This window comes from Burkholderia reimsis (assembly GCF_003294055.1).
GTDB classification, from domain to species: domain Bacteria; phylum Pseudomonadota; class Gammaproteobacteria; order Burkholderiales; family Burkholderiaceae; genus Burkholderia; species Burkholderia cepacia.
This window is the reverse complement of sequence record NZ_QMFZ01000012.1, coordinates 28,577-52,849: the sequence shown is the minus strand read 5'-3', so window position 1 is coordinate 52,849 and position 24,273 is coordinate 28,577. Positions and strand designations below refer to the sequence as shown.

General features: G+C 64.7%; 24 protein-coding genes and 1 pseudogene. 15 read left to right on the top strand and 10 right to left on the bottom strand.

What is annotated here, in order from left to right; genetic code table 11:
- Nucleotides 1-241: 241 nt before the first annotated feature.
- The 6 genes from DPV79_RS42080 (at nucleotide 242) to DPV79_RS15930 (ending at nucleotide 3,581) form a co-directional block, all read left to right on the top strand.
- A complete protein-coding gene (locus DPV79_RS42080) occupies nucleotides 242-895 on the top strand; it encodes a hypothetical protein (RefSeq protein WP_133295654.1) in 654 nt (217 codons plus the stop codon).
- 40 nt (nucleotides 896-935) lie between these two features.
- The gene (locus DPV79_RS15950; RefSeq protein WP_133295653.1) at nucleotides 936-2,327 is read left to right on the top strand and encodes a flotillin family protein; all 1,392 of its coding nucleotides are present in this window, start codon (nucleotides 936-938) and stop codon (nucleotides 2,325-2,327) included.
- A gap of 2 nt (nucleotides 2,328-2,329) precedes the next feature.
- Nucleotides 2,330-2,554, top strand: a complete 225-nt coding sequence (locus tag DPV79_RS15945) for a hypothetical protein (protein WP_113045862.1) — start codon at nucleotides 2,330-2,332, stop codon at nucleotides 2,552-2,554.
- Nucleotides 2,555-2,623: 69 nt separating this feature from the next.
- Nucleotides 2,624-2,896 (top strand): hypothetical protein, encoded by a 273-nt coding sequence (locus tag DPV79_RS15940; protein WP_113045861.1) that lies wholly within the window; start codon nucleotides 2,624-2,626, stop codon nucleotides 2,894-2,896.
- Nucleotides 2,871-3,245 (top strand): hypothetical protein, encoded by a 375-nt coding sequence (locus tag DPV79_RS15935; protein WP_133295652.1) that lies wholly within the window; start codon nucleotides 2,871-2,873, stop codon nucleotides 3,243-3,245. The genes DPV79_RS15940 and DPV79_RS15935 overlap by 26 nt, the downstream gene beginning before the upstream one ends.
- 69 nt (nucleotides 3,246-3,314) lie before the next feature.
- A complete protein-coding gene (locus tag DPV79_RS15930) occupies nucleotides 3,315-3,581 on the top strand; it encodes a hypothetical protein (protein WP_133295651.1) in 267 nt (88 codons plus the stop codon).
- Between the two features lie 50 nt (nucleotides 3,582-3,631).
- Here DPV79_RS15930 and DPV79_RS15925 read toward each other — a convergent pair whose 3' ends face one another.
- The gene (locus DPV79_RS15925) at nucleotides 3,632-4,681 is read right to left on the bottom strand and encodes a tyrosine-type recombinase/integrase (RefSeq protein ID WP_113045858.1); all 1,050 of its coding nucleotides are present in this window, start codon (nucleotides 4,679-4,681) and stop codon (nucleotides 3,632-3,634) included.
- A 115-nt stretch (nucleotides 4,682-4,796) separates the two neighbouring features.
- On the opposite strand from DPV79_RS15925, the gene DPV79_RS15920 reads away from it, so the two are divergent.
- The 3 genes from DPV79_RS15920 to surE all read left to right on the top strand — a co-directional run bounded on the left by DPV79_RS15920 (nucleotide 4,797) and on the right by surE (nucleotide 6,712).
- Complete coding sequence (locus DPV79_RS15920) at nucleotides 4,797-5,426, top strand: AzlC family ABC transporter permease (protein ID WP_279636567.1); 630 nt, start codon at nucleotides 4,797-4,799, stop codon at nucleotides 5,424-5,426.
- A complete protein-coding gene (locus DPV79_RS15915; protein ID WP_060068295.1) occupies nucleotides 5,419-5,727 on the top strand; it encodes an AzlD family protein in 309 nt (102 codons plus the stop codon). Before DPV79_RS15920 ends, DPV79_RS15915 begins: the two co-directional genes overlap by 8 nt.
- A gap of 205 nt (nucleotides 5,728-5,932) precedes the next feature.
- The gene (gene surE, locus DPV79_RS15910) at nucleotides 5,933-6,712 is read left to right on the top strand and encodes a 5'/3'-nucleotidase SurE (protein WP_113045857.1); all 780 of its coding nucleotides are present in this window, start codon (nucleotides 5,933-5,935) and stop codon (nucleotides 6,710-6,712) included.
- Nucleotides 6,713-6,929: 217 nt separating this feature from the next.
- Here the strand turns inward: surE and DPV79_RS15905 are convergent, their stop codons facing one another.
- From DPV79_RS15905 to DPV79_RS15870, 8 genes and pseudogenes are all read right to left on the bottom strand, one after another.
- The gene (locus DPV79_RS15905; RefSeq protein WP_021160587.1) at nucleotides 6,930-7,751 is read right to left on the bottom strand and encodes an SDR family NAD(P)-dependent oxidoreductase; all 822 of its coding nucleotides are present in this window, start codon (nucleotides 7,749-7,751) and stop codon (nucleotides 6,930-6,932) included.
- Nucleotides 7,752-7,768: 17 nt separating this feature from the next.
- Nucleotides 7,769-8,236, bottom strand: a pseudogene (locus tag DPV79_RS43355) (MFS transporter); the annotation flags it as partial.
- 61 nt (nucleotides 8,237-8,297) lie between these two features.
- Nucleotides 8,298-10,943 carry a GH92 family glycosyl hydrolase gene (locus DPV79_RS15895; protein ID WP_113045856.1) on the bottom strand — a complete coding sequence of 882 codons (2,646 nt, stop codon included), beginning with the start codon at nucleotides 10,941-10,943 and terminating at the stop codon, nucleotides 8,298-8,300.
- Between the two features lie 67 nt (nucleotides 10,944-11,010).
- Entirely contained in the window at nucleotides 11,011-13,470 is a 2,460-nt protein-coding gene (locus DPV79_RS15890; RefSeq protein ID WP_113045855.1) for a GH92 family glycosyl hydrolase, read from the bottom strand.
- Between the two features lie 328 nt (nucleotides 13,471-13,798).
- Nucleotides 13,799-14,266, bottom strand: a complete 468-nt coding sequence (locus DPV79_RS15885) for a cupin domain-containing protein (RefSeq protein WP_048021426.1) — start codon at nucleotides 14,264-14,266, stop codon at nucleotides 13,799-13,801.
- A gap of 240 nt (nucleotides 14,267-14,506) precedes the next feature.
- Nucleotides 14,507-15,859 carry a pyridoxal phosphate-dependent decarboxylase family protein gene (locus DPV79_RS15880; RefSeq protein ID WP_113045854.1) on the bottom strand — a complete coding sequence of 451 codons (1,353 nt, stop codon included), beginning with the start codon at nucleotides 15,857-15,859 and terminating at the stop codon, nucleotides 14,507-14,509.
- A 25-nt stretch (nucleotides 15,860-15,884) separates the two neighbouring features.
- Nucleotides 15,885-16,184, bottom strand: a complete 300-nt coding sequence (locus tag DPV79_RS15875; protein WP_021160594.1) for an ArsR/SmtB family transcription factor — start codon at nucleotides 16,182-16,184, stop codon at nucleotides 15,885-15,887.
- A gap of 174 nt (nucleotides 16,185-16,358) precedes the next feature.
- Nucleotides 16,359-17,246: a LysR family transcriptional regulator gene (locus DPV79_RS15870; protein ID WP_113045853.1), complete on the bottom strand. Its 888-nt coding sequence runs from the start codon at nucleotides 17,244-17,246 to the stop codon at nucleotides 16,359-16,361.
- Between the two features lie 133 nt (nucleotides 17,247-17,379).
- Between DPV79_RS15870 and DPV79_RS15865 the strand changes: the two genes are divergently transcribed.
- Nucleotides 17,380-18,417 (top strand): aldo/keto reductase, encoded by a 1,038-nt coding sequence (locus DPV79_RS15865; RefSeq protein WP_059587108.1) that lies wholly within the window; start codon nucleotides 17,380-17,382, stop codon nucleotides 18,415-18,417.
- 34 nt (nucleotides 18,418-18,451) lie between these two features.
- Here the strand turns inward: DPV79_RS15865 and DPV79_RS15860 are convergent, their stop codons facing one another.
- Complete coding sequence (locus DPV79_RS15860) at nucleotides 18,452-20,278, bottom strand: ABC transporter ATP-binding protein (protein ID WP_244321758.1); 1,827 nt, start codon at nucleotides 20,276-20,278, stop codon at nucleotides 18,452-18,454.
- A 36-nt stretch (nucleotides 20,279-20,314) separates the two neighbouring features.
- Here DPV79_RS15860 and DPV79_RS15855 point away from each other — a divergent pair, with 36 nt between their 5' ends.
- From DPV79_RS15855 to DPV79_RS15835, 5 genes are all read left to right on the top strand, one after another.
- Nucleotides 20,315-20,617 (top strand): ArsR/SmtB family transcription factor, encoded by a 303-nt coding sequence (locus DPV79_RS15855; protein ID WP_048021417.1) that lies wholly within the window; start codon nucleotides 20,315-20,317, stop codon nucleotides 20,615-20,617.
- 61 nt (nucleotides 20,618-20,678) lie between these two features.
- Complete coding sequence (locus DPV79_RS15850; RefSeq protein ID WP_113045851.1) at nucleotides 20,679-21,674, top strand: zinc-dependent alcohol dehydrogenase family protein; 996 nt, start codon at nucleotides 20,679-20,681, stop codon at nucleotides 21,672-21,674.
- 157 nt (nucleotides 21,675-21,831) lie between these two features.
- The gene (locus tag DPV79_RS15845; RefSeq protein ID WP_059684973.1) at nucleotides 21,832-22,308 is read left to right on the top strand and encodes a GNAT family N-acetyltransferase; all 477 of its coding nucleotides are present in this window, start codon (nucleotides 21,832-21,834) and stop codon (nucleotides 22,306-22,308) included.
- Nucleotides 22,309-22,625: 317 nt separating this feature from the next.
- Entirely contained in the window at nucleotides 22,626-22,889 is a 264-nt protein-coding gene (locus DPV79_RS15840) for a helix-turn-helix domain-containing protein (protein ID WP_042975682.1), read from the top strand.
- A 2-nt stretch (nucleotides 22,890-22,891) separates the two neighbouring features.
- The gene (locus tag DPV79_RS15835; RefSeq protein WP_113045850.1) at nucleotides 22,892-24,235 is read left to right on the top strand and encodes a type II toxin-antitoxin system HipA family toxin; all 1,344 of its coding nucleotides are present in this window, start codon (nucleotides 22,892-22,894) and stop codon (nucleotides 24,233-24,235) included.
- Nucleotides 24,236-24,273 lie beyond the last annotated feature (38 nt).

Genomic DNA, 24,273 nt, shown 5'->3' with positions numbered 1-24,273 from the left:
TGGGGTGTCCGGCATACGGCGGACGGCAAAACGGAAGTCATTTTCACGATCGATGTAAAGCGGTGTTAACGCGGCAATTCTGCGCGATTTACGTCTAGTAACACCTTGTTACGTTGATTAACCATGACGCAACCATACTGACGAGCATCAATCTCCATACCTTTCGTTCCTAATCGGAATGAATTCCGCAATGGGGAAAGAGCTGAACAGTACGGGTGCATGACGATGATCCATTCCATCTATGAATACGCAAGCAACGCGGGAGACCATCCCGCGCCACATGGTCGGCTTGCCTCGCGACGAGCGCGGTTATCCGGTGCCGTGGTTTTGCGCGATCGTGAATGGTCGGCCCGACTTCCGAATCGCGGACGCAGAGCGGGTTTGGCAAGCCGTGATAGGCTCGCGCTGCTGGATTTGCGGTGGCAGTCTAGGCCGCTTTCGATCTTTCCTGATTGGGGCGCAGGGCGCGATGAATCGCGTTCACTCAGAACCCCCTAGCCATCACGATTGCGCGACTTACGCCGTCAGCGTCTGCCCATTCCTCGCACTGCCGAAGGCGCGCAGGCGTGAGGCAAACAGACCGGAGAACGCAGTCTGTCCCGATGGGTTAGACCTCGCGAATCCTGGCGTCGTTATCGAATGGGTTTCTAGCTCTGCCCGCCCTTTCAATGGGAAGGACTCCTTTCTATTTGAACTCGGCGAGCCAGATGCAGTGCGATGGTTCTCGGAAGGTCGCCCGGCGACACGAGATGAAGCAAAGAAAGCAGTAGATGAAGCGGTAACTAAGTTGCTCGCGCATGCAGGCGACGATGCAGTGAAACGCGGGGCCGTGCGATTACGCGAACGCACGATTCTCAGTTATCTGCCACAGGTGAATTCGATAAATCAGGAGTGAGAGTATGCGCCATCCATATATGCAACCGCGCGATGCACGTATGAACCGCGAGGCAAACAGCCCGAGCAAGCTGCCCCCGGCCAAACGGCCGCGAGACGCATCGGCGGGACCGGTGCGCATTACGTGGACTGAGCTTGAGTGGCGGGCCGTGGTCGAGAAGGCGATCCAGATTCAAGCGATCGAGCCGAACCTCTCGGACTATCAAGCCGCAGACCGCGCGCAGGCTATCGTGCTGCTGTCGAAAAGACAGCGACCGTTCTATAGCGAAGCCGGGAATCCGCAATCGAGGCTGCGGGAAAGCTTGATGATGTATTTCATGGATATGCGCGCCGAACTTGCGAGCAAGACACAGGAGACGATCGTGATCGATACCGCAGCGGTTGATACACCGGATGAGACGACGCCCGCAGGCGCCCCGGAACAGGCTTCGCCGGGGCTGATCGATGACGCAGCGCCGTCGAGCACCGAACTGCCCGCGACGCTCGATTACAGCGCGCTCGCCCCTGAACGCACAGAGCTGAACGGGCAGCACGCGGATAAGCGCACATTGGTGCGGTGGACAGACGACGAAAAACTCATGATCGCGGGCAAGTCATTGGAACTAATGCGCGGTTTCGACGGGATGAAGCCCCTCGAAGCAGTGCGCAAAGCGATTGAATACAACCTGCCGAGCGAGCGTCATCGAACAATCGTGACGTTCGGCGATGTGAAGTGGATCGACGGCATGTGGAAGCTGATCCAAGACCGTGAGCAAGCCGAAGCGCTCGCGCGTGAGCAAGAGCAGGCCCGAGAAGAGAACGCCCGGCGCGAAGAGAACGCCCGGAACGAGCAAGCGGTGCGTGAGGCGCGCGAGGCACACGAACGCGCACAAGCCGAGCGGATCGCAGCAGAGAAGGACGCCGCCCGCGAGCAGTCGATCGACGAAGCGGTTAACGAACGGCTCGCCGCGCTGTCGTTTGAGGGCATCGTGCGACTGTTCGCCAACAAGGTCGCGCGGACGGTGATGAATGAAATCGGCGCATCACTGTATGCCGATATCGAGGAACAGATTGAAGGGCTGGTGTCCGCAGCGCGCGCCGGATTCTCGACGACGCCCGGGAGCGCCGCAGCCGAACAAGCAGTGATCAAGCGTCCGGCGCACAAGCCGAAAGTGCTGATCTGCGGCCTGTTGAATCAGCAAATCGCTGAAGTGAAGCAGTCCTATGGCGATGTGCTCGAACTCGACTTCGCGAAGCATCGCGACGAAGGCGGCGTGAAGCTGAAGGACAAGGGCGCACGCGATCTGGTGCTGATCATGGATGAATGGGGCGGCGCGCGGTTCAAGCGCGAAGCGAAGGCGGCGGGAATCGCTTACGTCCCCATCAACGGCACTGTGTCCGCGTTGAAAAAGTGGCTCGACAGCTACGTATCGAACGCAAACGGAGCGAACTAGCGATGTTCTCGATGTGGGTCATCTATGAACGGCCGCGCGACTATCCCGAGCAGTATGTCGCGCGCCGACTGCGAGCAAACAGTGGCGGCGGCGTCATCACGCTACGTGGCGACGTGATCCTCGGCGACACGCTCGACGAAGTGCGCGCGCGGCTCAAGCCGTTCGGCCTGCATCGCATCGCACGTGATCCTCGCGACGAGCCGCAGGTAGTCGAGACTTGGCTGTAAGACCGAACCCCTGAAAAGGCGCAACGAGTTTTCGGGGGTTTCTAAACCGACCTTCTGTTAGAGGTACTTATGAAGCAACGCGAAATGGTCGAGTATCGAAGCCCTCTGTCGTGGACGCGGGTGATCGACGTGCTCACCGAGAACGGGAATCAAGGCATGACGAACAAGGAAATCGCAAACGTGCTGGATACCGACTATGCACGCGTCCGCGGCCTCACGCTCGTTATGTGGGAACACGGCGCACTGTCGCGCGTGCACGTTGGCGAGACGGGCGGAGCGACGTTTTACTTTCTGCCGATCACGGAAGAGGTGAGCGATGAAGAACGAAGCACAGCGCTTTAACTGCCCGCGCCGGATCATGGCGCTGATCCACGCCGAGGACGAGTGGCTGACGACTCGATGGAATCGCCCGGATGATCAATGGCCCGAGGCTGCATCGCCCAAGCCGCGCACGTGTAGCTACTGCGGCGGCGTGCACCCCGACGACGTTATCCCGCTGCTGATCGCGGGGTGGCACGTCGAACCGACCACGAAGAATTACAAGTTCTACGTGAACGATCCGGACGGGCATTCGGCAGTTCCGCCCGTGAAGGTCTACCTGCAACACTGGACGCAAGAGCAAGTGCAGCGGGCCGACGCGATTCTCAAGGCGCGCTATGAAATGGAGCGCTCGCACGTTAAGAACGACTAGGAGGCGACAGGGGAAAGCATGGACACGAACGCACAAGCAAACAAGGCCGCGCCGCCGGACGATGACGAAGTGTGGACGCCCGCGCAGCTCGGTAAATTTCTCGGTTACAAGGCCGAGACGATCCGAAGCTATTCGACCGCGCACCCGGATCGACTGCCGCCGCGCATCAAGGGTTTGAAGCGCCCGCGATGGCTGCGCTCGGTCGCGATGGCATGGGCGCGCGACGGTAGCAAACGCGATCCGCTCGACGATGCAGCGAAGCCCGAGCAGCCGATCGAATCGCGCGAGCCGCGCAAACCTCAGGTCGGCCGACCGCGCAAAGTTCCGGCGCACTGACCAAAAGAAAAGCGGCCCTGCGGGGCCGCTTCCCTTTGTACTCTACCTCGCTACTGATCGAGTGCGTCGAGCGCGTCGGCCATCTCAGTCCCACTCAAGTTGAAATAGATTTTCAACATTTGGAGCGATTTGTGGCCCGTGAATGCAGACAGCTTGAGCAAGGCCACGTCGTTATCGCCGACAATCTTTTTCAGCTTCTTCGCAACGCGTGTGGCTGCCTCGCGGCGGGAGTCGTGCGCGTGCAGGTCAATGATGCCCGCCTGCTTCTTCGCTTCGCAAAACAGTGTCGTGAAACGATCCTCCGACATAGGCACCAGCTTTTCGTCAGGCTCGCCGACAGGCACGAGTTTGAGCAGCGCCAACGCTCTTTGCGAAAGAGGCACCTCGCGCGAATCGCCGTTCTTGGTCGTCTGAAGGTAAATGTAGCGTTCAGCGATATGGACGTCCCGCCAACAGACTTTCGTGAACTCGCCACGACGCATCGCGGTTTCGATCGCGAACAGGAACGCCCACATTACCCATTGGCGTGTTTTCTTCGGCGTGGACTTCATATCCCAGTTGAGCGTCGCAGCCAACCGTTCGATATCGTCCTCCGTTACGCGTCGCGTGCGCGGCTTTCCCTTTGGCGGCATCGTGATCATGCTGACGGGGTTCTGCTTCAATGGAACTTCCCACTCGCGGATCGCGTGTGTGAATACGCCCGACAGGAACGCCATTTCTCGAATAAACGTGGACGACTGGACCGGCTTCTCACCTTTCAAACGATAGTCGCGGTATGCGCGCAAATCTGCCGCACCGAAATTCGCGACGCGCTTCTGGAACGTTTCCAACTTGGCAAGCCGCAGACCAAGGTTCAATTCGACTTTGTAGCCGGGTCGTGACGGGGAAACGTCCCGAATGAATCGATAGATCACCGCCGCCACAGTTGGATTTTCGCCAAAGTCATCATGTCGGATCACTTCGCCGCGCTTGATACGTGCCTCGATCTGTTCGGCCCATTGTTCGGCTTCAATGCGCGTGTCGAAGGTCGCGCTTGCCTCTTGTCCGCGCATCCGAACCTGCGCACGCGTGCTGCTTCCGCGAGTCGTGAACGTCGCCATTTTGTGTACCTCACAACGTGTTTTATGGGAGTAACCAGCCTATCACTTCCCATTGGCCCGAAGCGTGCACCGGGCGTTCACGTTGGAGCAAATTGTTACACGCGATCACACTGAAATATATTTAAAATCAATAGGTTGCATACTCATACACGAGAAAAATCGAGACCTGTTCGAGGTGCCGATGATGACCGGCATGAACTTCGGCGGCGGCTCCGAATTCGCGGCGATCCACCTGTGGACGTCGCCGCCGCACATCGCGCTGATCGTCGCGATGTCGTTCCTCGTGAATTCGCGTCACATCCTGATGGGCGCCGCATTCGCGCCGTATATCCGCCGCCTGCCGCGCCGCCGCGCGTTCTTCGCGCTGTTCTTCATGTGCGACGAAAGCTGGGCGATGTCGCTCGCCGACGCCCGGGCGCGCTCGGCCACCCACATCAGCGTGCCCTACTACGCCGGTATCTGCGTGGGGCTCTACCTGACATGGATCTCGATGACCACGCTCGGCGCGGCGGTCGGCCCGACGATCGGCGACGTCGAGCAGTACGGCTTCGACATGGCGTTCACGGCCGTCTTCCTGGTGCTGCTGCGCGGGATGTGGAAAGGGATGCGCGCGAGCCGCCCGTGGTTCGTGAGCCTCGTCGTCGCGGCGGCCACGCACCTGGCCGTGCCCGGCGCGTGGTACGTCGCTGCCGGCGCCTGCGCGGGGCTGATCGCCGCGCTGCTGTGGGAGCCGCGCGATGCCTGATTTACCGGATCTCAACACGGTCGTCACGATCGTGCTGATGGCGTCGACGACTTACCTGTCGCGCATCCTCGGCTACGTGCTGCTGCGCAACCGCACGCTGAGCCCGCGCATGGCGGCGGTGATGGAGAACGTGCCCGGCTGCGTGCTGATCTCGGTGATCGCGCCGGCCTTCGTGTCGACGCGCCCGGCCGACCTGCTCGCACTGGCCATTACGCTGATTGCGGCGACACGCCTGTCGATCCTGCCGACCGTCATCGTCGGCGTCGTGTCGGCCGGCGTGTTGCGGCACCTGCTCGGATAACGCGGATAACGCGGGTAACGCCGATCCGTCCCGCCGCATCGGCGGTCTGCCGAACCCGAGAACGGGCGCGCGATGCGCCCGTTTTCGCATGCGCGCACGGTGCAAGGTGCTGCGTGGCACGACAGGCGTCGCGACGGGATGCTAGCCTTGCGGGTGTACCCGCGATGCCTTCCCCCCTCATTGCCTACCTGCGAGGATCGTCCCGATGCAAGAAACCCGCCCGCTGTTCGATCGTGTCCTGCTCACCAACGACGACGGATTCGACGCCCCCGGCCTTGAAGTGCTCGAACAGGTCGCCACGCAACTGGCGCGCGAAGTGTGGATCGTCGCGCCGGCGGAAGACCAGAGCGGCACGTCGCATTCGCTGAGCCTGCACGAACCGCTGCGCGTGCATCGCAAGGGCGAACGCCGTTTCGCTGTGCGCGGCACGCCCGGTGACTGCGTCGCGATCGCGATCAGCCACCTGATGAAGGATGCGCGGCCCGACGTCGTGTTGTCCGGCGTGAATCGCGGCGCGAACCTCGGAACCGAAACGGTGTTCTCCGGCACGGTCGGCGCCGCGATGACGAGCATGCTGGTCGGCGTGCCGGCCATCGCGCTGAGCCAGGCCTTTACCGATCGCAATGCGGTGCCGTGGGGCACCGCGCTGGCGCTCGCGCCGGACGTCATTCGCCGGCTCGTCGCCGCCGGCTGGGACCGCGATGCGTGCCTCAACGTGAATTTCCCGGCGCGGCCGGCCGAGGACGTGCGCGGCCTGAAGGTGACGAACCAGGGGGCCGGTACGCTGCAGGGCGTCGAGATCGTGTCGGGCCGCGATCCGCGCGAAATCGACTATCACTGGCTGAAACTCGCTCGCGCGCCGCGTGAGGACGATCCGCATTCGGAAACGGTCGCTCTCGGCGAAGGGTATGTCGCCGTCACGCCGCTGAAGTTCGAGCGCACGCACGACCACGCGCTCGCGCAACTGCGGTCGCGCCTCGGCTGATCCGCGTACGGAGGCTAAAGAGCGGTCGCGGCAATCGCGTGCATGATTCTTGCGCGCGGCTGTCCGGCCGCGACATTGCATCACCGCATCGCCACAACACCGCGACGCTGTATCCCCACATCACTTGCATCACTGCATCACTGCATCACCGCATCACCGCATCACCGCATCACCGCATCACCGCATTACCGCATCACCGCATCACCACTTCACCCCATCACGTCAGGTTCATTCCCCCATCGAGCATCACGATCTCGCCCGTCACGTAATCAGACGCGACGAGCATCGCGACCGTCTGCGCGATGTCATCCGGCGCCGCCGCCCGGCGCATCGGCGCGCGCTCGCGCCAGAGCTGCTGCGCGTCCGTCCAGTCGGCCGTGAGCGGCGTATCGACGAGCCCCGGTGCGACCGCGTTGACGCGAATCGCCGGCGCGAGCGTGCGCGCGAGCAGCCGCGTCGTGTGATTGAGCGCGGCCTTCGCGGCCGCATAGGGAATCGACGCGCCCTTCGGCCGCACGCCCGCATGCGAACTGACGTTCACGACGCACCCGGCCCGCCCGTGCGACGCCGCCTCGCGCAGCGCGGCCTCCGCTTCGGCAACGAGCCGGAATGGCGCGATCACGTTGATCTCGTGCATCTCGCGCCACACGTCGGGCGTCGCCGCGGCAAGGTCGTCATGCGGAATCACGCGGCTGACGCCCGCGTTGTTGACGAGGACGTCGAGCCGCCCGTGCACGGCCAGTGCGTCGCGAATCAGCCGCACGCGTTCGGCATCGTCGGCGAGATCGGCCTGCACGTAGGCCGCGCCGAGTTCACGCGCCATCGCGCGCCCCACGTCGGCCGAACTGCGCGAATGCAGGATCACCGCATAACCGTCCGCCGCGAGGCGGCGCGCGATCGCCGCGCCGATTCCCGACGTCGATCCGGTGACGAGCGCGACCGGCCGATGCAGCCGCGACGCGCGCGGCTCGGCGACGGTTTCGGTTTCAGGTTCCGTTTCGGGAATCGGGGCAGAGATCGGCGGAAGCGGCGCGTCCATGTCGGGGAACCCTGTGAGTGGCGTTCCCGCATCATAAGCGCGACGACGTCTCCCAGACGCGAAAGTCACCGCGGCCACCACGAGGATCGCTCCGGCGAAGCCGAATCGGCCGGCTATCCATGCGGCCGGCAACGCGCGGATCGCACAGCCGGGATCGCGCCAGAACCGGTACACGCTCGGCGAGCGAGCACACCCGCCAGCCGGGCCCGGACGCGTCGGACGCATCGGACACGGCAGCAATCAGGCCCGGACAGACCATCGCCGTGCCGAGACCGGGCAACACGCTCGCCACGAGCCGCCAGCGCGACTGCCCCGTCAGCGAGGTCGGCGCGAGCCCAGCCGCCGGCACCCGCATCCCGGCGACGATCAGCCCCTTGCGGCCCCAGCGGTCGCTCAGCGGCCCGGTGACGATCCGGCAACTTGCCCCACACGGCCGGACAGACGGCCGGACAGACGGCCTCAAGGATGCCGATCCGCTCGAAACCGGCACGACCGGATGAAGCCATTCGGCCCGCGTCGAGGCGGGCCGCTTGCCGTTGCCTGCTGCTACTTCCCTGCAAGCGTCAGCGAAGGTGCGAGCGCGCTGTTCGGATCCTGACCGTTCCACTGGCTGACCCAACCATCGTTCGGCGTCGCCCCCATCACGAAATCGAGCGTGCCGCCGGCCTTCATCTCGTCGTAGGTGATGTACGGCCGATGCAGCGGCACGCCGTTCAGGCTCACCGACTGCACATAGCGATTGACCGACGACGGCGCGCCGCCGCCGGCCGTGTGCGCCGTCACGGTGAAGCGCCGCGACTTGCCGAACTTCAGCGCACCGCCGTCTCCGCCGCCCGATGCAACCGGGATGTCGATCGTCGCTTCCGCGAACAGCGGCGTGCCAAGGTAGAACACGCCGCCCACCGGATTCAGCGAATAGATGCCGAGCGCGGACAGCACGTACCACGCGGACAGTTGCCCGCAGTCGTCGTTGCCGGGAATGGCCGAATCGCGCACGCGGCGCGGGTCCGCCAGCGCGGCCTTCAGGCTGTCGCCGCTGAGCAGCGCGCGATCGCCGGCCGTCAGCGTCAGCGAATACATGTCGTCCATCACCGTGCGCACGCGGTCCTGTGTCTTCGACGGCATGCCCGCGATGTCGTACAGGTACGGCAGATGGTTCGCCGGCTCGTTCCCGGCGAAGAACTGGCCGCTGCGGCCGGTCAGGTCCGGAAAGCCCTGGTTGCCGAGGAAGGTCAGCGGGTTCGCCGGATCGAACGTGCGATCGAGCTGCGCGATGAACTGGCTTTTCCCGCCGAGCAACGCAACGAGCCCCGGGAAGTCGTGGAAGATGTTCCACGTATCGATCCACGCATTCGATTCGGAGAAGTCCGTCTTCTCCGCCGCCGTCGGGTCGAAGCCCGCCACCCAGTTGCCCTGCGCATCCTTCGGCTGCGAGAACTTCCAGCCGTTGTTCAGCGTCGGGTTGAACACGTTCCGGTAGTTCTGGCTGCGCTGCAGGTAGGGCCGGTAGTCGGCCGTGCTCTTGCCCGCCGCCTTGCCGACCGCGGCCGTCGCCCAGTCGTCGAACGCATAGTCCTGCGTCGTCGACACCGATGCGTTGTCGCCCGCGACCACGTAGCCGCGCTGGCGATACTGGTCGAAGCCGTGCGCGCTCGCGCCCTGCGTGGTGGTCAACGCGGTCCAGATGTCGTCGATGCCCGCGTTCGTCAGGTGCTTCAGGTACGCATCGGCGATCAGCGGGATCGACGGGTGGCCGGCCATCGTGAAGGTTTCCGTTTGCGCGAGCGGCCACACCGGCAGCTCGCCCTTGCCGTTCTGCCTGAACTGCGTGAGCAGCGACTTGACCAAGCCGTCGACGCGCTCGGGCTGTACCAGCGTCATCAACGGCGATTCGGCACGGAAGGTGTCCCACAGCGAGAACGTCGACGAATAATCGAAGCCCGGATTCGCATGCTTGCTCGTCGTCGGCGGCGTTGTCGTGCCGTCGTTGGTCGAATCGGTGCCGACGTAGCTGCCGTCCGCGTTGTTGTAGACGGTCGGCGCGAGCATCGTGCGATACAGCGACGTATAGAACATCGTCCGCTGGTCGGCGCTGCCGCCCTTGATCCTGATCCGTCCGAGCGCGTCGGCCCACACGCGTTCGGCGGCGCCGCGCACCTGGTCGAACGACTTCGCGCCGACTTCCGCGGCGAGATTGGCCTGTGCATCCGCGATGCTCGACGGCGAGATGCCGACCTTCACCGTAACCGCGCCGCTGTCGTTGCCGTCGGCGAACGTCAGGTAGGCCTTGAAGCCGTCGGCGCTGAACGCGACGTGTTTCGTATCGAACGGCTTCGAGAAACGCGCGACGAAATACGTCGGCTTGTTGTTCGCCCAGTTGTTCGTGATCTCCCAGCCGGCGATCGTCTGCGCATCGATGACCTGGATCTTGCCGCTCGCGGTCGAGCCGCCGATCGGGTTGTCGATGCTGACGATCATGCTGCGCTTCTGTGCTGCCGCGCTCGGGAAATACGTGTAGCGATGCACACCCGCATGCGCGGTGGCCGTCATCTCCGCGAGAATCTTCGCGCCCTTCACGTTCCACGGCGTGTTGCCGCTGCCGGCCGGTGCCATCTTCACGCGGTAGTAACCGGGGCTCGCGGTTTCGTCGTCGTGGCTGAACGACGCGTTGTAGGTGATCGACGCATCGGCGGCCACCTTGGCCAGCGTCGCGGTGTCGACCGGCGCCAGCGTCGGCAGGAACCGCACTTCGCCGCCCGAACCGATGCCGGTGCCCGACAGGTGCGTGTGCGTGAAGCCGGTGATGAGCGGATCGTCGTACTGATAGCCGGACGTGCGATCCCAGTTCCACGGCAGCGTGTGCGCGCCGCCGGTCGTGTCCGGCCCGAGCTGCACCATCCCGAACGGCACGGTCGCGCCCGGGTACACGTGGCCGTGGCCGCGCACGCCGCTGCCCCAGTCCGCGTTGATGTCGAGGTTCGCGGTGCCGATCATCGGATCGACGCTGCGCAGCACCGATCGCTTGCCCGCGCCGCCGTTCTCGCCCTGATCGTTCTGATCGCCCTGGTCGTTCCGGTTGCCCTGCGCGTTCGACATCTGCGCGAGCACGCTCGCATCCGTCGAAGCCTGATCGCCCCCGCACCCCGACAACACGGCAAGGCATCCGATACCCACCACATGACGTAGCTTCATCCGTTCGTCCCTCCCTCTCTCTGTGTCGATCCTGTCGGCAAGAACCGCTCGTTGATCTTCTCGACCGTTACGGCGCGCTGGCCGCCTGCGGGAACGACGGCATCGCGGATGCGTCGGTGCCCCACGTCGCCGCGCTCGCGTCGGCCGTCATCGAATACGACAGCTTTCCGCCCTTAGCGATGTGCTCGAACGGCAGCCACGCGGTCGGGTAAGGTGCGCCGTTCAGCTTCAGCGACTTCACGTAGAACGACGCGGCATCGCCCGAACCCGCGCCCGGCGCGACGATGTGCAGCAGGCGGTAGCTGCCGTCCTGCTGCCCGACGCGCACGACGATCTTCTCGAACTGCGGGCTCGACAGCGCGACGCCGCTCACGCCCGGCACGACCGGGTAGAGACCGAGCGCGGCCCACACGTACCAGCCCGAGAGCGCGCCGAGATCGTCGTTGCCGGGCAGCCCGGCCGCACCGGTGCCGAACTCGTTCGCGAGCGACGCGTGCAGCACGCGCTGCGTATGCGACGGCGCGCCGGCCCACGCATAGACCCACGGCACGGCCATCGTCACTTCGTTGCCGACGTAGAAGTACGGCTGCACGGTGCCGATGTTCAGGTGCGTGAAGAACGTGTCGAGCCGCTTGACGACCGGTGCGGCGCCGCCGGCCTGCGCGACCACGCCGCCGAGATCGTGCGGCACGTACCACGTGTACTGCTCAGAGTTGCCCTCCATGAAGCCGGTGCCGTCGGTGACCCACGCGCCCGCCGCAGTCTTCGGCTGGATCGCGTTCCTGTCGAACAGGTTCTGCCAGTTGCCGCTCGACTTCAGCAGCGTGCCGGCCGTCGCCGTATCGCCGAGCGCCGTCGCGAAGCGCGACACCGCGAAGTCGCGCACCGCATATTCGAGCGTGTTCGACGCGGTCTGGTTGTCGCCCGGGCCCGACGACGGCACGTAGCCGAGCCGGTCGTAATCCGCGCGGCTGCCCATCACCGGCGTGCCGGCGCATGCGGCGCCCGATGCCGTGCTGCGCTTCATGATCGACAGCGCGGCCTGCGTGTCGAAGTTCGTCGCGCCGAACGCATGCGCGTTCGCGACGATGATCGAGCCCGCATCGCCCGGCATCACGGCCGTCTCGGTATTGAAGTACGCCCAACGCGGGAACGCGCCGCACGCTTTTGCATCGAGCACGAGCGACTGCACGATGTCGCTGGTCCGCACCGGATCGAGCAATGCCTGAAGCTGCATGAACGAGCGGTCGATGTCCCAGCCGGAGAAGTTCGCGTACATCGTGCGGCCTTGCTCGACCTGACGCGTCGGCGCGGCCGATGCGCCGTTCGACGCGTAGAAGTCCGGATACTGGCCGTTCACGTCGTTGAACACGTTCGGGTGCAGCGACGCGTGATACAGCGCGGTGTAGAACTTCGTCTTGTCCGCGTCGCTGCCGCCCGTGACCTGGATCGCGTTCAGGCGCGCGTTCCACGCGGCGCTCGCCGCGCTGCGTACCTTGTCGAAACGCCAGTTCCGGTTGCCTTGCGCGTCGGTGCCCGGATTCTCGGCGAGCAGGTTCGCCTTCGCGTTCGCCTCGCTGACGAACGAAATGCCGAGCTTCATCATCACGTCCGGGTGCTTGCGGTCGACATTGAACGTCAACGCCACGGGGCTGTCGTTCGACAGCGCCGGCTTCACCGCGAACGGCTGGCTGAATTCCGCGTAGTAGTAGACGGGTACCGCATGCCCGGCCCAGCAGAATCCGCCGCCCGCGATCGTGCCCGACAACGCGCGGTCGCCGACCTGGCTGATCGTGTCGCCCGTCGAGCCTTGCGCGCGATTGTTCAGCACGGTCGGATCGATCGCGATCGTCGCCTGCTGGCCCTGCGCGAGTGCCGGATACGTGAAGCGCGCGAAGCCGGTGCGCAGCGTCGTCGTCAGCTCGGCCTTGATGCCGTTGCCGAGCGTGACACCGTAATAACCGGCCTGCACGGTTTCGTTCGCGTGGTTGAAGCTGGCCGGCGTGCCGGCGTCGCCGGGCGCGAGTTGCGGCATCACGTTCAGGTAGCCGCCGTTCGCCCAGCAGCCGGTGCCGCTCAGGTGCAGGATGCTGAATGCGTTGATCGACGTGTCGCCATACCAGTAGCCGCCGGAGAAGCCGGAACCGTCGCCTTTGCGGCTGTCGTATTGCGCGGTGGGCGTCATCGGGCTCCATTGCATCATCCCGAACGGGACCGTCGGCCCCGGGAACGTGCCGCCGCCCAGACCCGAGCCGACCGGGTCGGCCGGCTGGTCGGTCGCGTAGTCGGTGCCGATCAGCGGATTGACGTACTGAACGACGCGAATGTCGGCGTTCGTCTTCGCTGCTGCGTTGCCGTTGTCGTTTCCATTGCCGTTGCCGCCGTTGCCGTCTTCGTTGCCTTGCGACTGCGCCGCGGCCGACAGATTCGAAGCGGCTGCCGACGGCGAATCGCCATCGCCCCCGCACGAAGCCAAGCCAACGCAGAGCGCCAGCAGCGCCGCTCCCAACCCCAGGTTCCTCGACATCGCCTGTCTCCGTTTCGTTCTTGAATCAAGCCGTTGGTTCGAACTACTGAGCTTTAAATCAGGAATCTTTTCGTGACTTGTCGCGTACGCGGCCAATCGGTCGAAACTGCCGGACGCGTGTATTTATTTCCGTACCCGGATGCCCGAAAAAGACATGCCGGCAGGTCGAAATGCCGGCACCCGGGGACGGACAATGCGCACAAGCGTGCCCAAATAAACGTGGTTTCTCCACCCCGTATTTTTACGAATTTTTATTTTGTTTATCTAAACAATATGTAATTGATTCGGTTTTTTATACGGAATTCGACATTGCGAATGCGATTGGCAATCAGGGCTGTTTCGGCAGCTCGACGTAGTCTTCAAGCTCGCCGGCGATATAAAGCCGCTTGCCGATACGCGGGTATTCGCAGACATCGTGTTCGAGCCGCTGCCCGCCGACGAGCAGTTCCAGCGGTGCATCGCCGGTGTTCTGCACCGTGTGCGCTTCACCGCCACGCGGAAAGCCGATGAAATCACCGGGCCCGATTTCACTGACGCGTTCGCCGATCGTGACGGAGCCCGTGCCGGACAGCACGTAGACGAATTCTTCCTCGTACAGGTGACGGTGATACTCGGCCGATTCGTGACCGGGCATCAGCGTGAGCAGGTGAACACCGAATTGCGTCAGGCCGGTCAGGTCGCTGAGTTGTCGTTTGAGCCGGACGGCATTGGGATTCAGCGAATGCACCGCGCGCGTCGGTTCCATCTTCGCGATATCGGCGGCCTTCAGCAGTTCCCGGGGAAAGGGAGTCGACATGGGGGTCTCGCAAGCGTGAATGCATCGGTTGAACGCTGCGCCGGCCCGGCGCGCGCAGCGGCTATTGTCCGACATTTTCACGCCGGCAGACGTGGCATTCGCACCGCTGTCGCACGCGGCTCACACACCCCCGTTCGTTGCGCGAGCGCATCGATGCGAATGGTGCGCGCCGCGCTGCACGTCATCGCATGCATGAAGGTTGCGCCCGCCAACCTGACGGGCGCGGACGCCGCGTGACGCTCAGCGCACGTGCACACCGCGCAACGCCGTCAGCAACGCGATGAGCCGATCGATGTGCGCATCTTCCGTGCGCCACGACGACACGCTGATCCGGAACGCCGGCCGCCCCTGCCACACGGTCGCGCCGAACCACACGTCGCCCGATGCCTGTGCGGCTTCGAGGATCGCCACAGTTTCGTCGTCGGTGCCGGCGCGCACGAGCACCTGGTTCAGCACGACGCGATTCAGCACGTCGTAACCGGCCGCACGCAGGCCGTCCGCAACCCGCGCCGCCTGCGCGCAATGTCGCTCGACCATCGTCGCCACGCCGGCGCGGCCGAGCGCACGCAACGCAGCCCACACGGGAATGCCGCGCGCCCGCCGCGAGAATTCGAGGTTCAGGTTCTTCTGCGCATCCTGCGCGCCGCTCAGGTAGACGGCGTCGCTGTTCATCGCGGTGGCGAGCGCCGCCGCGTCGCGGCAGATCACCATCGCGCCGTCGTACGGCGTGTTGAGCCACTTGTGGCCGTCGGTCGTCCAGCTGTCCGCGCCGTCGATGCCGTCCGTCAGCGCGCGCTTCGACGATGCGCGTGCCCACAGGCCGAACGCGCCGTCCACGTGCACCCATGCGCCGGCCGCCTTCGCGGGCGGAATCAGCGCCGCGAACGGATCGAATTCGCCGGTGTTCACTTCGCCGGCCTGCACGCAGAGGATCGTCATGTCGTCGAGCGGCGGCAACTGGGCGGGGTCGATGCGGCCGTGCGCATCGACCGGCGCGACGACGATGCGCTTCATCCCGAAGCCGAGCACGCGCAGCGCCTTCTTCACCGTGATGTGCGCGAGCGCGGAGATCACGACCTTCACTTCGGGCGCGCCGATCAGCCCGTCCTCGTCGATATCCCAGCCCTTGCGCGCGAGCAGCGCACGCCGCGCGGCCACCAGCGCGACGAGCGTGCAGGCTGTCGCGCTCGTGCCGAACCCGACCGCGCTGCCTTCGGGCAACGCGAGCGCATCGACGACCCAGCGCGCGGCCTGGCGTTCGATCGTCGCCGCGACCGGCGAATTCGCGTACGACGACGCGCACTGGTCCCACGCGAGCATCAGTCGCTCGGCCGCGGCAGCAGCCGGGAGCGCCGCGCCGATCACGAAGCCGAAGTAGTTCGGGCCGTTCGACGCTACCGTCGCGGGCGTGCCGTGCTCGTCGAGCAGGCGCAGCACGTCGTCGGCCGGGCGGCCCGCGTCGGGCAGCGGCTCGTCGAAGGCGGCGAGGGCGGCCAGCGCGGCCGCGTCGGGAAACGCGCGTCGCTCGCCGGTTGCGGCCAGATACGCGTGCGCGCGCCGGTCGGCGTCGGCCAGCAGTGCAAGTTCGTCCATGTCGGTTGCCTCGGGGGAAACGGAATCAGAGTTGGGAGAGATCTTGGCCGAGCTGCTGCAGCGCGCCGTCGATCCGCTTGTAGTACGTGAACTTGCCGACGCGGGTCGCCCGCACGAGCCCGGCATCCGCGAGGATGCGCATGTGGCGCGTGGTCGTGGCCGGCGCGATGCCGAGCTTCTCGGTGATGTACGTGCAGCACACGCCGAGCTCGTCGAAGTCGCCGTGCGGTTGCGGCGGGAAATGCTTGCGCGGCTGCTTGAGCCAGCGCATCACGGCCAGACGGCTTTCGTTGGCCAAAGCGCTGATGCGGGTAACGTCGTCCATGGGGTGCGGTTTCGTTTGACGTTTCGAATATTAGCTAAATGACGAAATGTGGGCAATCGATTTGAAGGACGATTTCGGCTGGCGATGTGGCATGCAGGGGCGTTGCGTCGACACGCGACGCAAGCGCAGCGGGATCGCTGCTTCAACGTTTCGCGACAGCCCGTGTAATCTGCATCACGCCGCAGTCAGTGCCTGCGCCATCCGCTCGATCAGCGCACGCACGCGCGTCGGCTGCGCGGCACGGCCCGGATACACGATCTGCAAGTCGACGTCGCCCGGCGAGAAATCGCGCAGGATCTCGACGAGCGCGCCGGACGCCAGATCCTGCTCGACGTCGACCAGCGATTTCAGCGCGACGCCATGCCCCGCGATGCACCACGCCCGCACGAGCGCGCCGTCGTTGGCCACGCGCCGGCCGCGTACCATCACGCGCTTCGCTTCGCCATCGATGCTGAACGGCCATTCGGCATACAGGTCCGGCCCGAAACGCATCACGATGCAGTCGTGAGAAACGAGATCGTCCGGATGCGTTGGCGTGCCGTGCGCGGCGAGATACGCAGGCGACGCACATACCACGCGCCGCGCGCGGCCGAGCGAGCGACTGCGCAGCGAACTGTCCGCGAGCGTGCCGCGGCGAATCGCGAAATCGAGCCCCTGGCCGACGAGATCGACGTAACCGTCGCCGAGATGCAGGTCGACCGTCACACCCGGGTGCTCGGCCAGGAACGCATCGACGACCGGCACGACGCGCTCGCGCCCGAGATCGGCCGGTGCGCTCAGCCGCACGGGCCCCGACAGCGTCTGCACGCCCAGCCGCACGCGGCTTTCGAGTTCGTCGGCTTCGGCCAGCAGGCGCCGCGCGCCGTCGACGAGCGTGCGGCCCTCGTCGGTCAGGCTGATCGCGCGCGTCGTGCGCGTGAGCAGCGCCGCGCCGTAGTGGCGCTCGAGCGCCGTCAGTCGCTCGGACACCGTGGCCGGCGACAGCCCGACCTCGCGGCCCGCCGCGGCCAGCCCGCCCTTCTCCACGATGCGCAGGAACAGCGCGAGATTGTCGAGCAGCATTGTTCGCTCCTTCCGAAGGATATTTTCGAAGCCTGCCCGATTATCCGAAATGTCCGCAAGCGATACAGTGCGGCAACGCTCGATGTCACGGCCGTCCACCCCAGCGCTTCGATCATCCACAGGAAACCCCGCCATGGAATACCGCACCCTCGGCCGCTCCGGCCTCAAGGTTCCCGTCCTGAGCTTCGGCGCCGGCACATTCGGCGGCACCGGCCCGCTGTTCAGCGCATGGGGCAACACGGGCGTCGACGAAGCGCGCCGCCTGATCGACATCTGCCTCGAAGCCGGGGTGAACCTGTTCGACACGGCCGACGTGTATTCGGACGGCGAATCCGAGCGCGTGCTCGGCGCCGCGATCAAGGGACGTCGCGACCAGGTGCTGATCTCAACGAAGACGGGCCTGCCGACCGGCGACGGCCCGAACGATGCGGGCACGTCGCGCGCGCGACTGGTCCGCGCGGTCGACCACGCGCTGCGCCGCCTCGACACCGACTACATCGACCTGCTGCAACTTCATGCGTTCGACGCGGGCACGCCGGTCGAGGAAGTGATGTCGACGCTCGACGATCTCGTGCGCGCGGGCAAGCTGCGCTACATCGGTGTGTCGAACTTCGCGGGGTGGCAGATCATGAAGTCGCTGGCGGTGGCGGATCGGCACGGCTGGTCGCGTTACGTCGCGAACCAGGTGTATTACTCGCTCGTCGGCCGCGACTACGAGTGGGACCTGATGCCGCTCGGCGCCGACCAGGGCCTCGGCGCACTCGTGTGGAGCCCGCTCGGCTGGGGCCGGCTCACCGGCAAGATCCGGCGCAACGCACCGCTGCCCGAAGGCAGCCGCCTGCATGAAACGGCGAGCTACGGGCCGCCGGTCGACGAAGAACGCCTGTACGACGTGGTCGATGTGCTCGACGCGATCGCGGAGGAAACCGGCAAGACGGTGCCGCAGATCGCGCTGAACTGGCTGCTGCAACGGCCGACCGTGTCGTCGGTCATCATCGGCGCGCGCAACGAGGAACAGTTGCGCCAGAATCTCGGCGCGGCAGGCTGGGCGCTGACCGATGCGCAGGTCGCGAAGCTCGATGCGGCGAGTGCCGTCGAAGCGCCTTATCCGTACTTCCCGTATCGCCGGCAGGCGGCGTTCGCGCGGCTCAATCCGCCGATGCGCGGGTAAGGGACGGTAGCGGCGACGCGGTTGCGTGCCTGTGTCAGGCCGGCACGCCTGCCTGGCCGAGCCGCACGACCTTGTCGGCCGCGCCGATGACCGAGCGCCGGTGGGTGATCGCGATCACCGTGACATCGCGGGCGAGCAGTCGCACGTGTTCCATGATGTCGCGCTCCGTCGCTTCATCCAGCGCGGAACTCGCCTCGTCGAGAAACAGTACGGTCGGGTTGCCGTACAGCGCCCGGGCGATCGCGATGCGCTGGCGCTCGCCGCCGGACAGCTTCAGCCCGCGCTCGCCCACCGTCGTGTGGAATCCGTCCGGCAGGCCGTCGATGAACGTCAGGATCGTGGCCCTCGCAGCGGCTTCCCGCAAACGCCGAGCATCGTGCGGCCGGCCGAGCAGGATGTTGTCCTCCAGGCTTTCGTTCAGCAGCACTACGTCCTGCGGCACGACGGCGACGGCAGCGTACCAGTCGGCGCGGTCGATGTCCGCGAGATCGACGCCGTCGACGAGAATGCGCCCGCCGGTCGGTTCGATCGACTTCAGCGCCAGCTTGAAGATCGTCGATTTCCCCGCCCCCGTTTCGCCGACGATGAACGTGACGGCCCCGCGCTCGGCGACGAAATCGACATCGGTCACGCCGCGCCCGTTGCCGTATGCGTAGCCGACATGATCGAACACCACGCGCCCTTCGCGCGGCACGAACGCCGATGCGTGCGACACCTGCCGCTCCTCGGGTGCCGTCCAGAGCGCCGCGAACGGCACGAGGGCCGCGCGGGAGCGCGCACTCTCGTCGATCGAGCGCGCGAGCATTTCGAACGGCAGGTTCAGTTGCAACAGCAACGTGTTGAACAGCACGATGTCGCCGATCGACAGCGCACCGGCCTCATGGCGCGGCAGCAGCAACCAGAACGTCACCGAGAACTGGACCGCGAGGCCGAGACCCAGCAGCGCGAGATAGCCGACGTGCTGCAGCACGTATGCGCGCCAGCTGTCGCGCTCGACGCGCGCTTTCTCGGAGAAACGTTCGGTCATCCACCGATGGCTGCCGAAATGCCGAAGCGTCTCCATCGCATTGATCGCGCCGCCGACGAAACGCGCATTCTCGTGCCCGGCCTCGATGGCGCGGTCGAGAAACGCGCGCGAGCGCCGCGCGGCAACGATCGCGATCGTCACTGCGACCGCGCCGTAGGCGGCCGTGATGGCCACGACCTCGAAATTGATCAGCGCGCCGAGCGTGGCGAGCGTCAGCACGATCTGAAGCGTGCCGGGAATCAGGTCCATCAGCGCGAGTTGCACGAGCACCGACAGTGCGCGGCTGCCGCGTTCGTTCGCATTCTGGATTTCAGCCGGATTGTGTTCGACGAAGAAGGCCGTGGTCTTCTTCAGGATGCGCTCGAAGAAGCGCGTGCCGGTGATGAATCCGAGATTCTCGGAACTCATGAAGGACAGGTACTGCACCACGCGTTGCAGCGCGCTGGACAGGCCCAGCAACACCGCATAGAGCACAAAGCCCGGGATCAGCGCATGGAGCACGCCGCGATGCGACAGCGCGTCGATCAGGCGCGAGAACAGATAGGGCGCGGCGACGGCGCTCGCACTCGACAGCACGACGACCGCCGCGACCGTCAGCAGCATCCAGCGATCGGCCTTCCAGTAGGCTCGCAGCACCTCGGCAATCGGATTCGGCGCGTGGTGTTCGTTCATGACGCGAAAAACCGGGGGCGACCCGGATGGCGACAGACGGCCGAAAAGTCTAACAGACCGAAAGAAAAGACACGGCGGCGTTCGGGCGGCATGGCGGCAGCAACACGAGGCCTTCGAAGACCGGTTAGCCGTGGACGCTACCAAACGGCGGATGTCCCTCACATTGACATATCGGTAAATATCGATATACTCCGCGCCATGGAATTGCTCGACATTTTCAAGGCCCTCTCGAACCGGACACGCCTCGAGATCCTGCAAGGCTTGAAGGATCCCGTGAAAAACTTCCCTCCGCAGGACGAAGGGGACGTGCTCACGGTGGGCGTTTGCGTCAGCAGCATTCAGGAGGGTGTCGGGCTGTCGCAGTCGACGGTGTCCGATTATCTTGCCACGCTGCAACGCGCCGGCCTGGTCGAGGTCAGGCGCATCGGTCAGTGGACCTACTACAAGCGCAACGAAGCAGCCATCAGTGCGCTTGCCAAGGCCATTGGCAAAGAGCTGTAATTTTTTGCCGCACTATATCGATAATTCCCGATATCTCTTTTTATCGAAACAAGGAGTTCCAGTGAAAGCGCTCATGCTCAAATCGTTTGGCGGCCCGGAATCGTTCGAACTGAGCGACGTACCCAAGCCCGTGCCGCTCGCGGGACAAGTCCTGGTTCGCGTCCATGCGACGTCCATCAACCCGCTGGATTACCAGGTCCGGCGCGGCGACTATCCCGACCTGGTGCCGCTGCCGGCCATTACCGGGCATGACGTCTCCGGCGTGGTCGAAGCAGTCGGGCCGGGTGTGACGGCCTTCTCTCCGGGAGACGAAGTCTGGTACACCCCGCAAATCTTCGACGGGCCGGGCAGTTATGCCGAGTACCACGTCGCCGCCGAACACATCGTCGGGAAGAAGCCGCCGTCACTGAGCCATCTCGAAGCGGCAAGCCTGACCCTGGTCGGCGGGACGGCATGGGAAGCACTGGTCGTGCGTGCGGCGCTGCGCGTGGGGGAAAGCATTCTGGTACACGGTGGCGCGGGAGGCGTCGGCCATGTGGCGATCCAGCTCGCCAAAGCCATCGGCGCGAGGGTGTTCACGACCGTGCGCGCAGCCAACGTCGAATTCGCCCGAAGTCTGGGGGCCGATGAGGTCATCGACTACGAAAAGGACGATTACGTCGACGCCGTCATGCGGACCACGGGTGGCCGCGGAGTCGACGTCGTGTTCGACACCATCGGCGGCAACACCTTGTCGCGCAGCCCCGACGCGCTCGCACAGCTTGGCCGCGTCGTCACGATCGTGGACATCGCACAGCCGCAAAACGTCATTCAGGCCTGGGGCAAGAACGCGAGTTATCACTTCGTTTTTACGAGGCAAAACCGTGGCAAGCTGGATGAGCTGAGCGCATTGGTTGCGCGCGGACAGCTGCGGCCATACGTCGGCGCCGTCTATTCCCTTGCCGATATCCCGCTCGCCCATGCCCGGCTGGAAAGTCCCCGCCACGGTGTTCGCGGAAAGATCGCGATCGCGGTCGAGCCATTGGCTCATCCCGGCCGTGTCGACGGGTCTTCATGATCCTGTTGCGCGGATGCTCGACCGTTGGCCGTGGCACCATGAAATACTGTCGCCATGGGCCTACCCATGGTGCCGCGAGCTTCCTATCGTAGAGACCTGCGACGCGCCGGCCGGATCGGCGGCGCGCGCCCTCCTCATCGAAAGGTTCGCCAACAACATGAATGCCGACGACACAGGACTGACCGTACGCGCGGTCACTGAAAACGACTACGACCAGTGGCTGCCGCTATGGGACGGCTATAACCGCTTCTACGGCCGCTTCGACGATACGGCCCTGCCGCTGCGCATCACGCAGCTCACGTGGTCGCGCTTCTTCGATGGCTACGAACCCGTCCATGCCTTCGTCGCGGAACGTGACGGCAAGCTCGTCGGGCTCGTGCATTTCCTGTATCACCGCAGCACGACGCACGCCGGGCCGGTCTGCTACCTGCAGGACCTGTTCACGCTCGACAGCGAGCGCGGCAAGGGCGTCGGCCGCGCGCTGATCGAAGCCGTGTACGACACCGCGCGTGCGCATCGCGCCGAACGCGTGTCCTGGCAGACGCACGAATCGAACCACACGGCGATGCGCCTCTACGACACCGTCGCGGAAAAGCCGGGAGCGGTGCTCTACCGGAAGGAGTTGTTGCGCTGAGTACGCGCGGCCGGGCGCTCATCTGCCACCTTGCCCCGCGAAGACGACGGCATGCGCGCCCCTTTCTTCAACGCGCTGAATGCAGGAACACCAACCAGCGTCAGCCCCTGGATAAGCCCGCCCGATTGAATGCCATGATGAATGCCACGATCGATCACAGTCGCGGTTACCTCGGCAGCTTGGTAGCCCTCGAGACACAAAATCTCCGGTTACATCCATTTTTGTATCCCTGAGGCTACAATCCTTGCATGCCATTTTGTAGCAGAAGGGCTACAATTAAAGCCGGTTTGGCGCTTTCTGATGCCTTGGGGCTACAAATGACAACATTGGCCGATGTGGGAGAAATGCTGAGGGATGCCCGCCACGCGGCGGGACTTTCTCAGAGTGAGTTGGCTGAGCACGCCGGTGTCGCACGCACGACGCTCGCACGCATGGAGACACTTGCACGAGGCGACATGAGCGTATCTGCGCTCGTCCGCCTCCTTGAGGCCGCCGGCTACGACCTGCGCGTCGTGAAGCGCGGACACGGGCGCACGCTCGATGACGTGCTGGCCGAACAGCGCACGATGGGAGATACGTGACCATGCGCCTCCACGTGTATGTCAAAGGCAAACTCGTAGCTCACCTCAACCGCCAAGCGGACGACTATGCGTTGCGCTACACCGCAGACGCCCTCGACGCCGACTTTGCCAGCCTGACCATGCCCGTTCGCGAAGATGCCTGGGTCTGGCCTCGCGACCTGCATCCCTTCTTCCGGCAGAACCTGCCCGAAGGGTTTCTCTTTCAAGTGATTCGCGAAGAGTTCGGCCCTTATCTCGACGGAACCGACCTCTCGCTCCTGGCCATCATCGGCGGCTCCGGTATCGGCCGGGTAACCGTCACACCCGAAGGCGGCCCCCCTGGCGGCGAGCTCGACCCGCTCGACCTGAAGAGCCTGCTGCACGAAGACATCACGACCGCCCGCTTTGCGGAACTCGTGCGGTATTACGCTCGCGCCGCCATTTCAGGCGCCGTACCCAAATTCCTTGCGCCTGAACTCCGGTCAGGCCAGGCACCCGTAGGCAAGCAAACGCTACGCACGAGCCGGCACATCGTCAAGGGATCCGACGAGCAAACGCCCTATCTCGGTTTCAACGAGCATTACTCGATGCAGGTGCTGGCAAGACTCGGGGTCGCACGAGTAGCGAAGACCACGATGTCGGACGACGGCCGTGTGCTCGTCGTCGACCGGTTCGACATCGACGAACAAGGCAAACCAGCCCTTGGCCTCGAAGACGCTTGCAGCCTGCTTGGCCTGCCTCCGCATGAGAAGTACCGCCCGTCGACCGAACAGGTCCTCAACGCAACGAAGCCCTACATCGGCCCCGCCAATTGGCGACGAGAGGCCGAGCAACTCGGCTGGCAACTCATCACCAACTACGTCGTGCGCAACGCGGACTGTCACGCGAAGAACATCGCACTCATCTACTCGAACATCGACGACGTCATCTACACACCCGCCTATGACATCGTCACCACGGAGGCTTATCCGCGCTTTGCAAACAACCCGCCAGGGCTGAGCATCGAAGGTCGAAAAACGTGGGCTCCGGGGAAAACGCTGGAGCGCTTTTTCAACACGCGCCTCGGCATCCCGCCAAGGCAATACCGCGAAATGGTCGAAGCGCTGTGCGACTCCGCCGTATCGACAGGGAAAGATATCGTCGAAGCAGCAAAAAACGAGACGCGGTGGCGGTGGATCGCCAAACAGATGCTGCATGCATGGAACGAAGGGATGGGATCGCTTCGCAGCACCAAACCGCAGGTCGCACTCAAAGCGCTCGCGCCAATCATCGAGGCCGCCGGTTTCTCGGATGCCGACAAGGCCGACAACGCGAGAGAGGTCATTGGTCGCTCGGAATTGCTGGCCAATCACGGCAAGGACAACTGACACCCGCCCAGTTCAGTCCACCGACACACGTCCGGGTC

Coding starts and splice junctions, on each gene's coding strand:
- DPV79_RS42080 (WP_133295654.1), top strand. CDS start 242: ATGAATACGCAAGCAACGCGGGAGACCATCCCGCGCCACATGGTCGGC.
- DPV79_RS15950 (WP_133295653.1), top strand. CDS start 936: ATGAACCGCGAGGCAAACAGCCCGAGCAAGCTGCCCCCGGCCAAACGG.
- DPV79_RS15945 (WP_113045862.1), top strand. CDS start 2,330: ATGTTCTCGATGTGGGTCATCTATGAACGGCCGCGCGACTATCCCGAG.
- DPV79_RS15940 (WP_113045861.1), top strand. CDS start 2,624: ATGAAGCAACGCGAAATGGTCGAGTATCGAAGCCCTCTGTCGTGGACG.
- DPV79_RS15935 (WP_133295652.1), top strand. CDS start 2,871: ATGAAGAACGAAGCACAGCGCTTTAACTGCCCGCGCCGGATCATGGCG.
- DPV79_RS15925 (WP_113045858.1), bottom strand. CDS start 4,681: ATGGCGACGTTCACGACTCGCGGAAGCAGCACGCGTGCGCAGGTTCGG.
- DPV79_RS15915 (WP_060068295.1), top strand. CDS start 5,419: ATGCCTGATTTACCGGATCTCAACACGGTCGTCACGATCGTGCTGATG.
- surE (WP_113045857.1), top strand. CDS start 5,933: ATGCAAGAAACCCGCCCGCTGTTCGATCGTGTCCTGCTCACCAACGAC.
- DPV79_RS15905 (WP_021160587.1), bottom strand. CDS start 7,751: ATGGACGCGCCGCTTCCGCCGATCTCTGCCCCGATTCCCGAAACGGAA.
- DPV79_RS15895 (WP_113045856.1), bottom strand. CDS start 10,943: ATGAAGCTACGTCATGTGGTGGGTATCGGATGCCTTGCCGTGTTGTCG.
- DPV79_RS15890 (WP_113045855.1), bottom strand. CDS start 13,470: ATGTCGAGGAACCTGGGGTTGGGAGCGGCGCTGCTGGCGCTCTGCGTT.
- DPV79_RS15885 (WP_048021426.1), bottom strand. CDS start 14,266: ATGTCGACTCCCTTTCCCCGGGAACTGCTGAAGGCCGCCGATATCGCG.
- DPV79_RS15880 (WP_113045854.1), bottom strand. CDS start 15,859: ATGGACGAACTTGCACTGCTGGCCGACGCCGACCGGCGCGCGCACGCG.
- DPV79_RS15875 (WP_021160594.1), bottom strand. CDS start 16,184: ATGGACGACGTTACCCGCATCAGCGCTTTGGCCAACGAAAGCCGTCTG.
- DPV79_RS15870 (WP_113045853.1), bottom strand. CDS start 17,246: ATGCTGCTCGACAATCTCGCGCTGTTCCTGCGCATCGTGGAGAAGGGC.
- DPV79_RS15865 (WP_059587108.1), top strand. CDS start 17,380: ATGGAATACCGCACCCTCGGCCGCTCCGGCCTCAAGGTTCCCGTCCTG.
- DPV79_RS15855 (WP_048021417.1), top strand. CDS start 20,315: ATGGAATTGCTCGACATTTTCAAGGCCCTCTCGAACCGGACACGCCTC.
- DPV79_RS15845 (WP_059684973.1), top strand. CDS start 21,832: ATGAATGCCGACGACACAGGACTGACCGTACGCGCGGTCACTGAAAAC.
- DPV79_RS15840 (WP_042975682.1), top strand. CDS start 22,626: ATGACAACATTGGCCGATGTGGGAGAAATGCTGAGGGATGCCCGCCAC.
- DPV79_RS15835 (WP_113045850.1), top strand. CDS start 22,892: ATGCGCCTCCACGTGTATGTCAAAGGCAAACTCGTAGCTCACCTCAAC.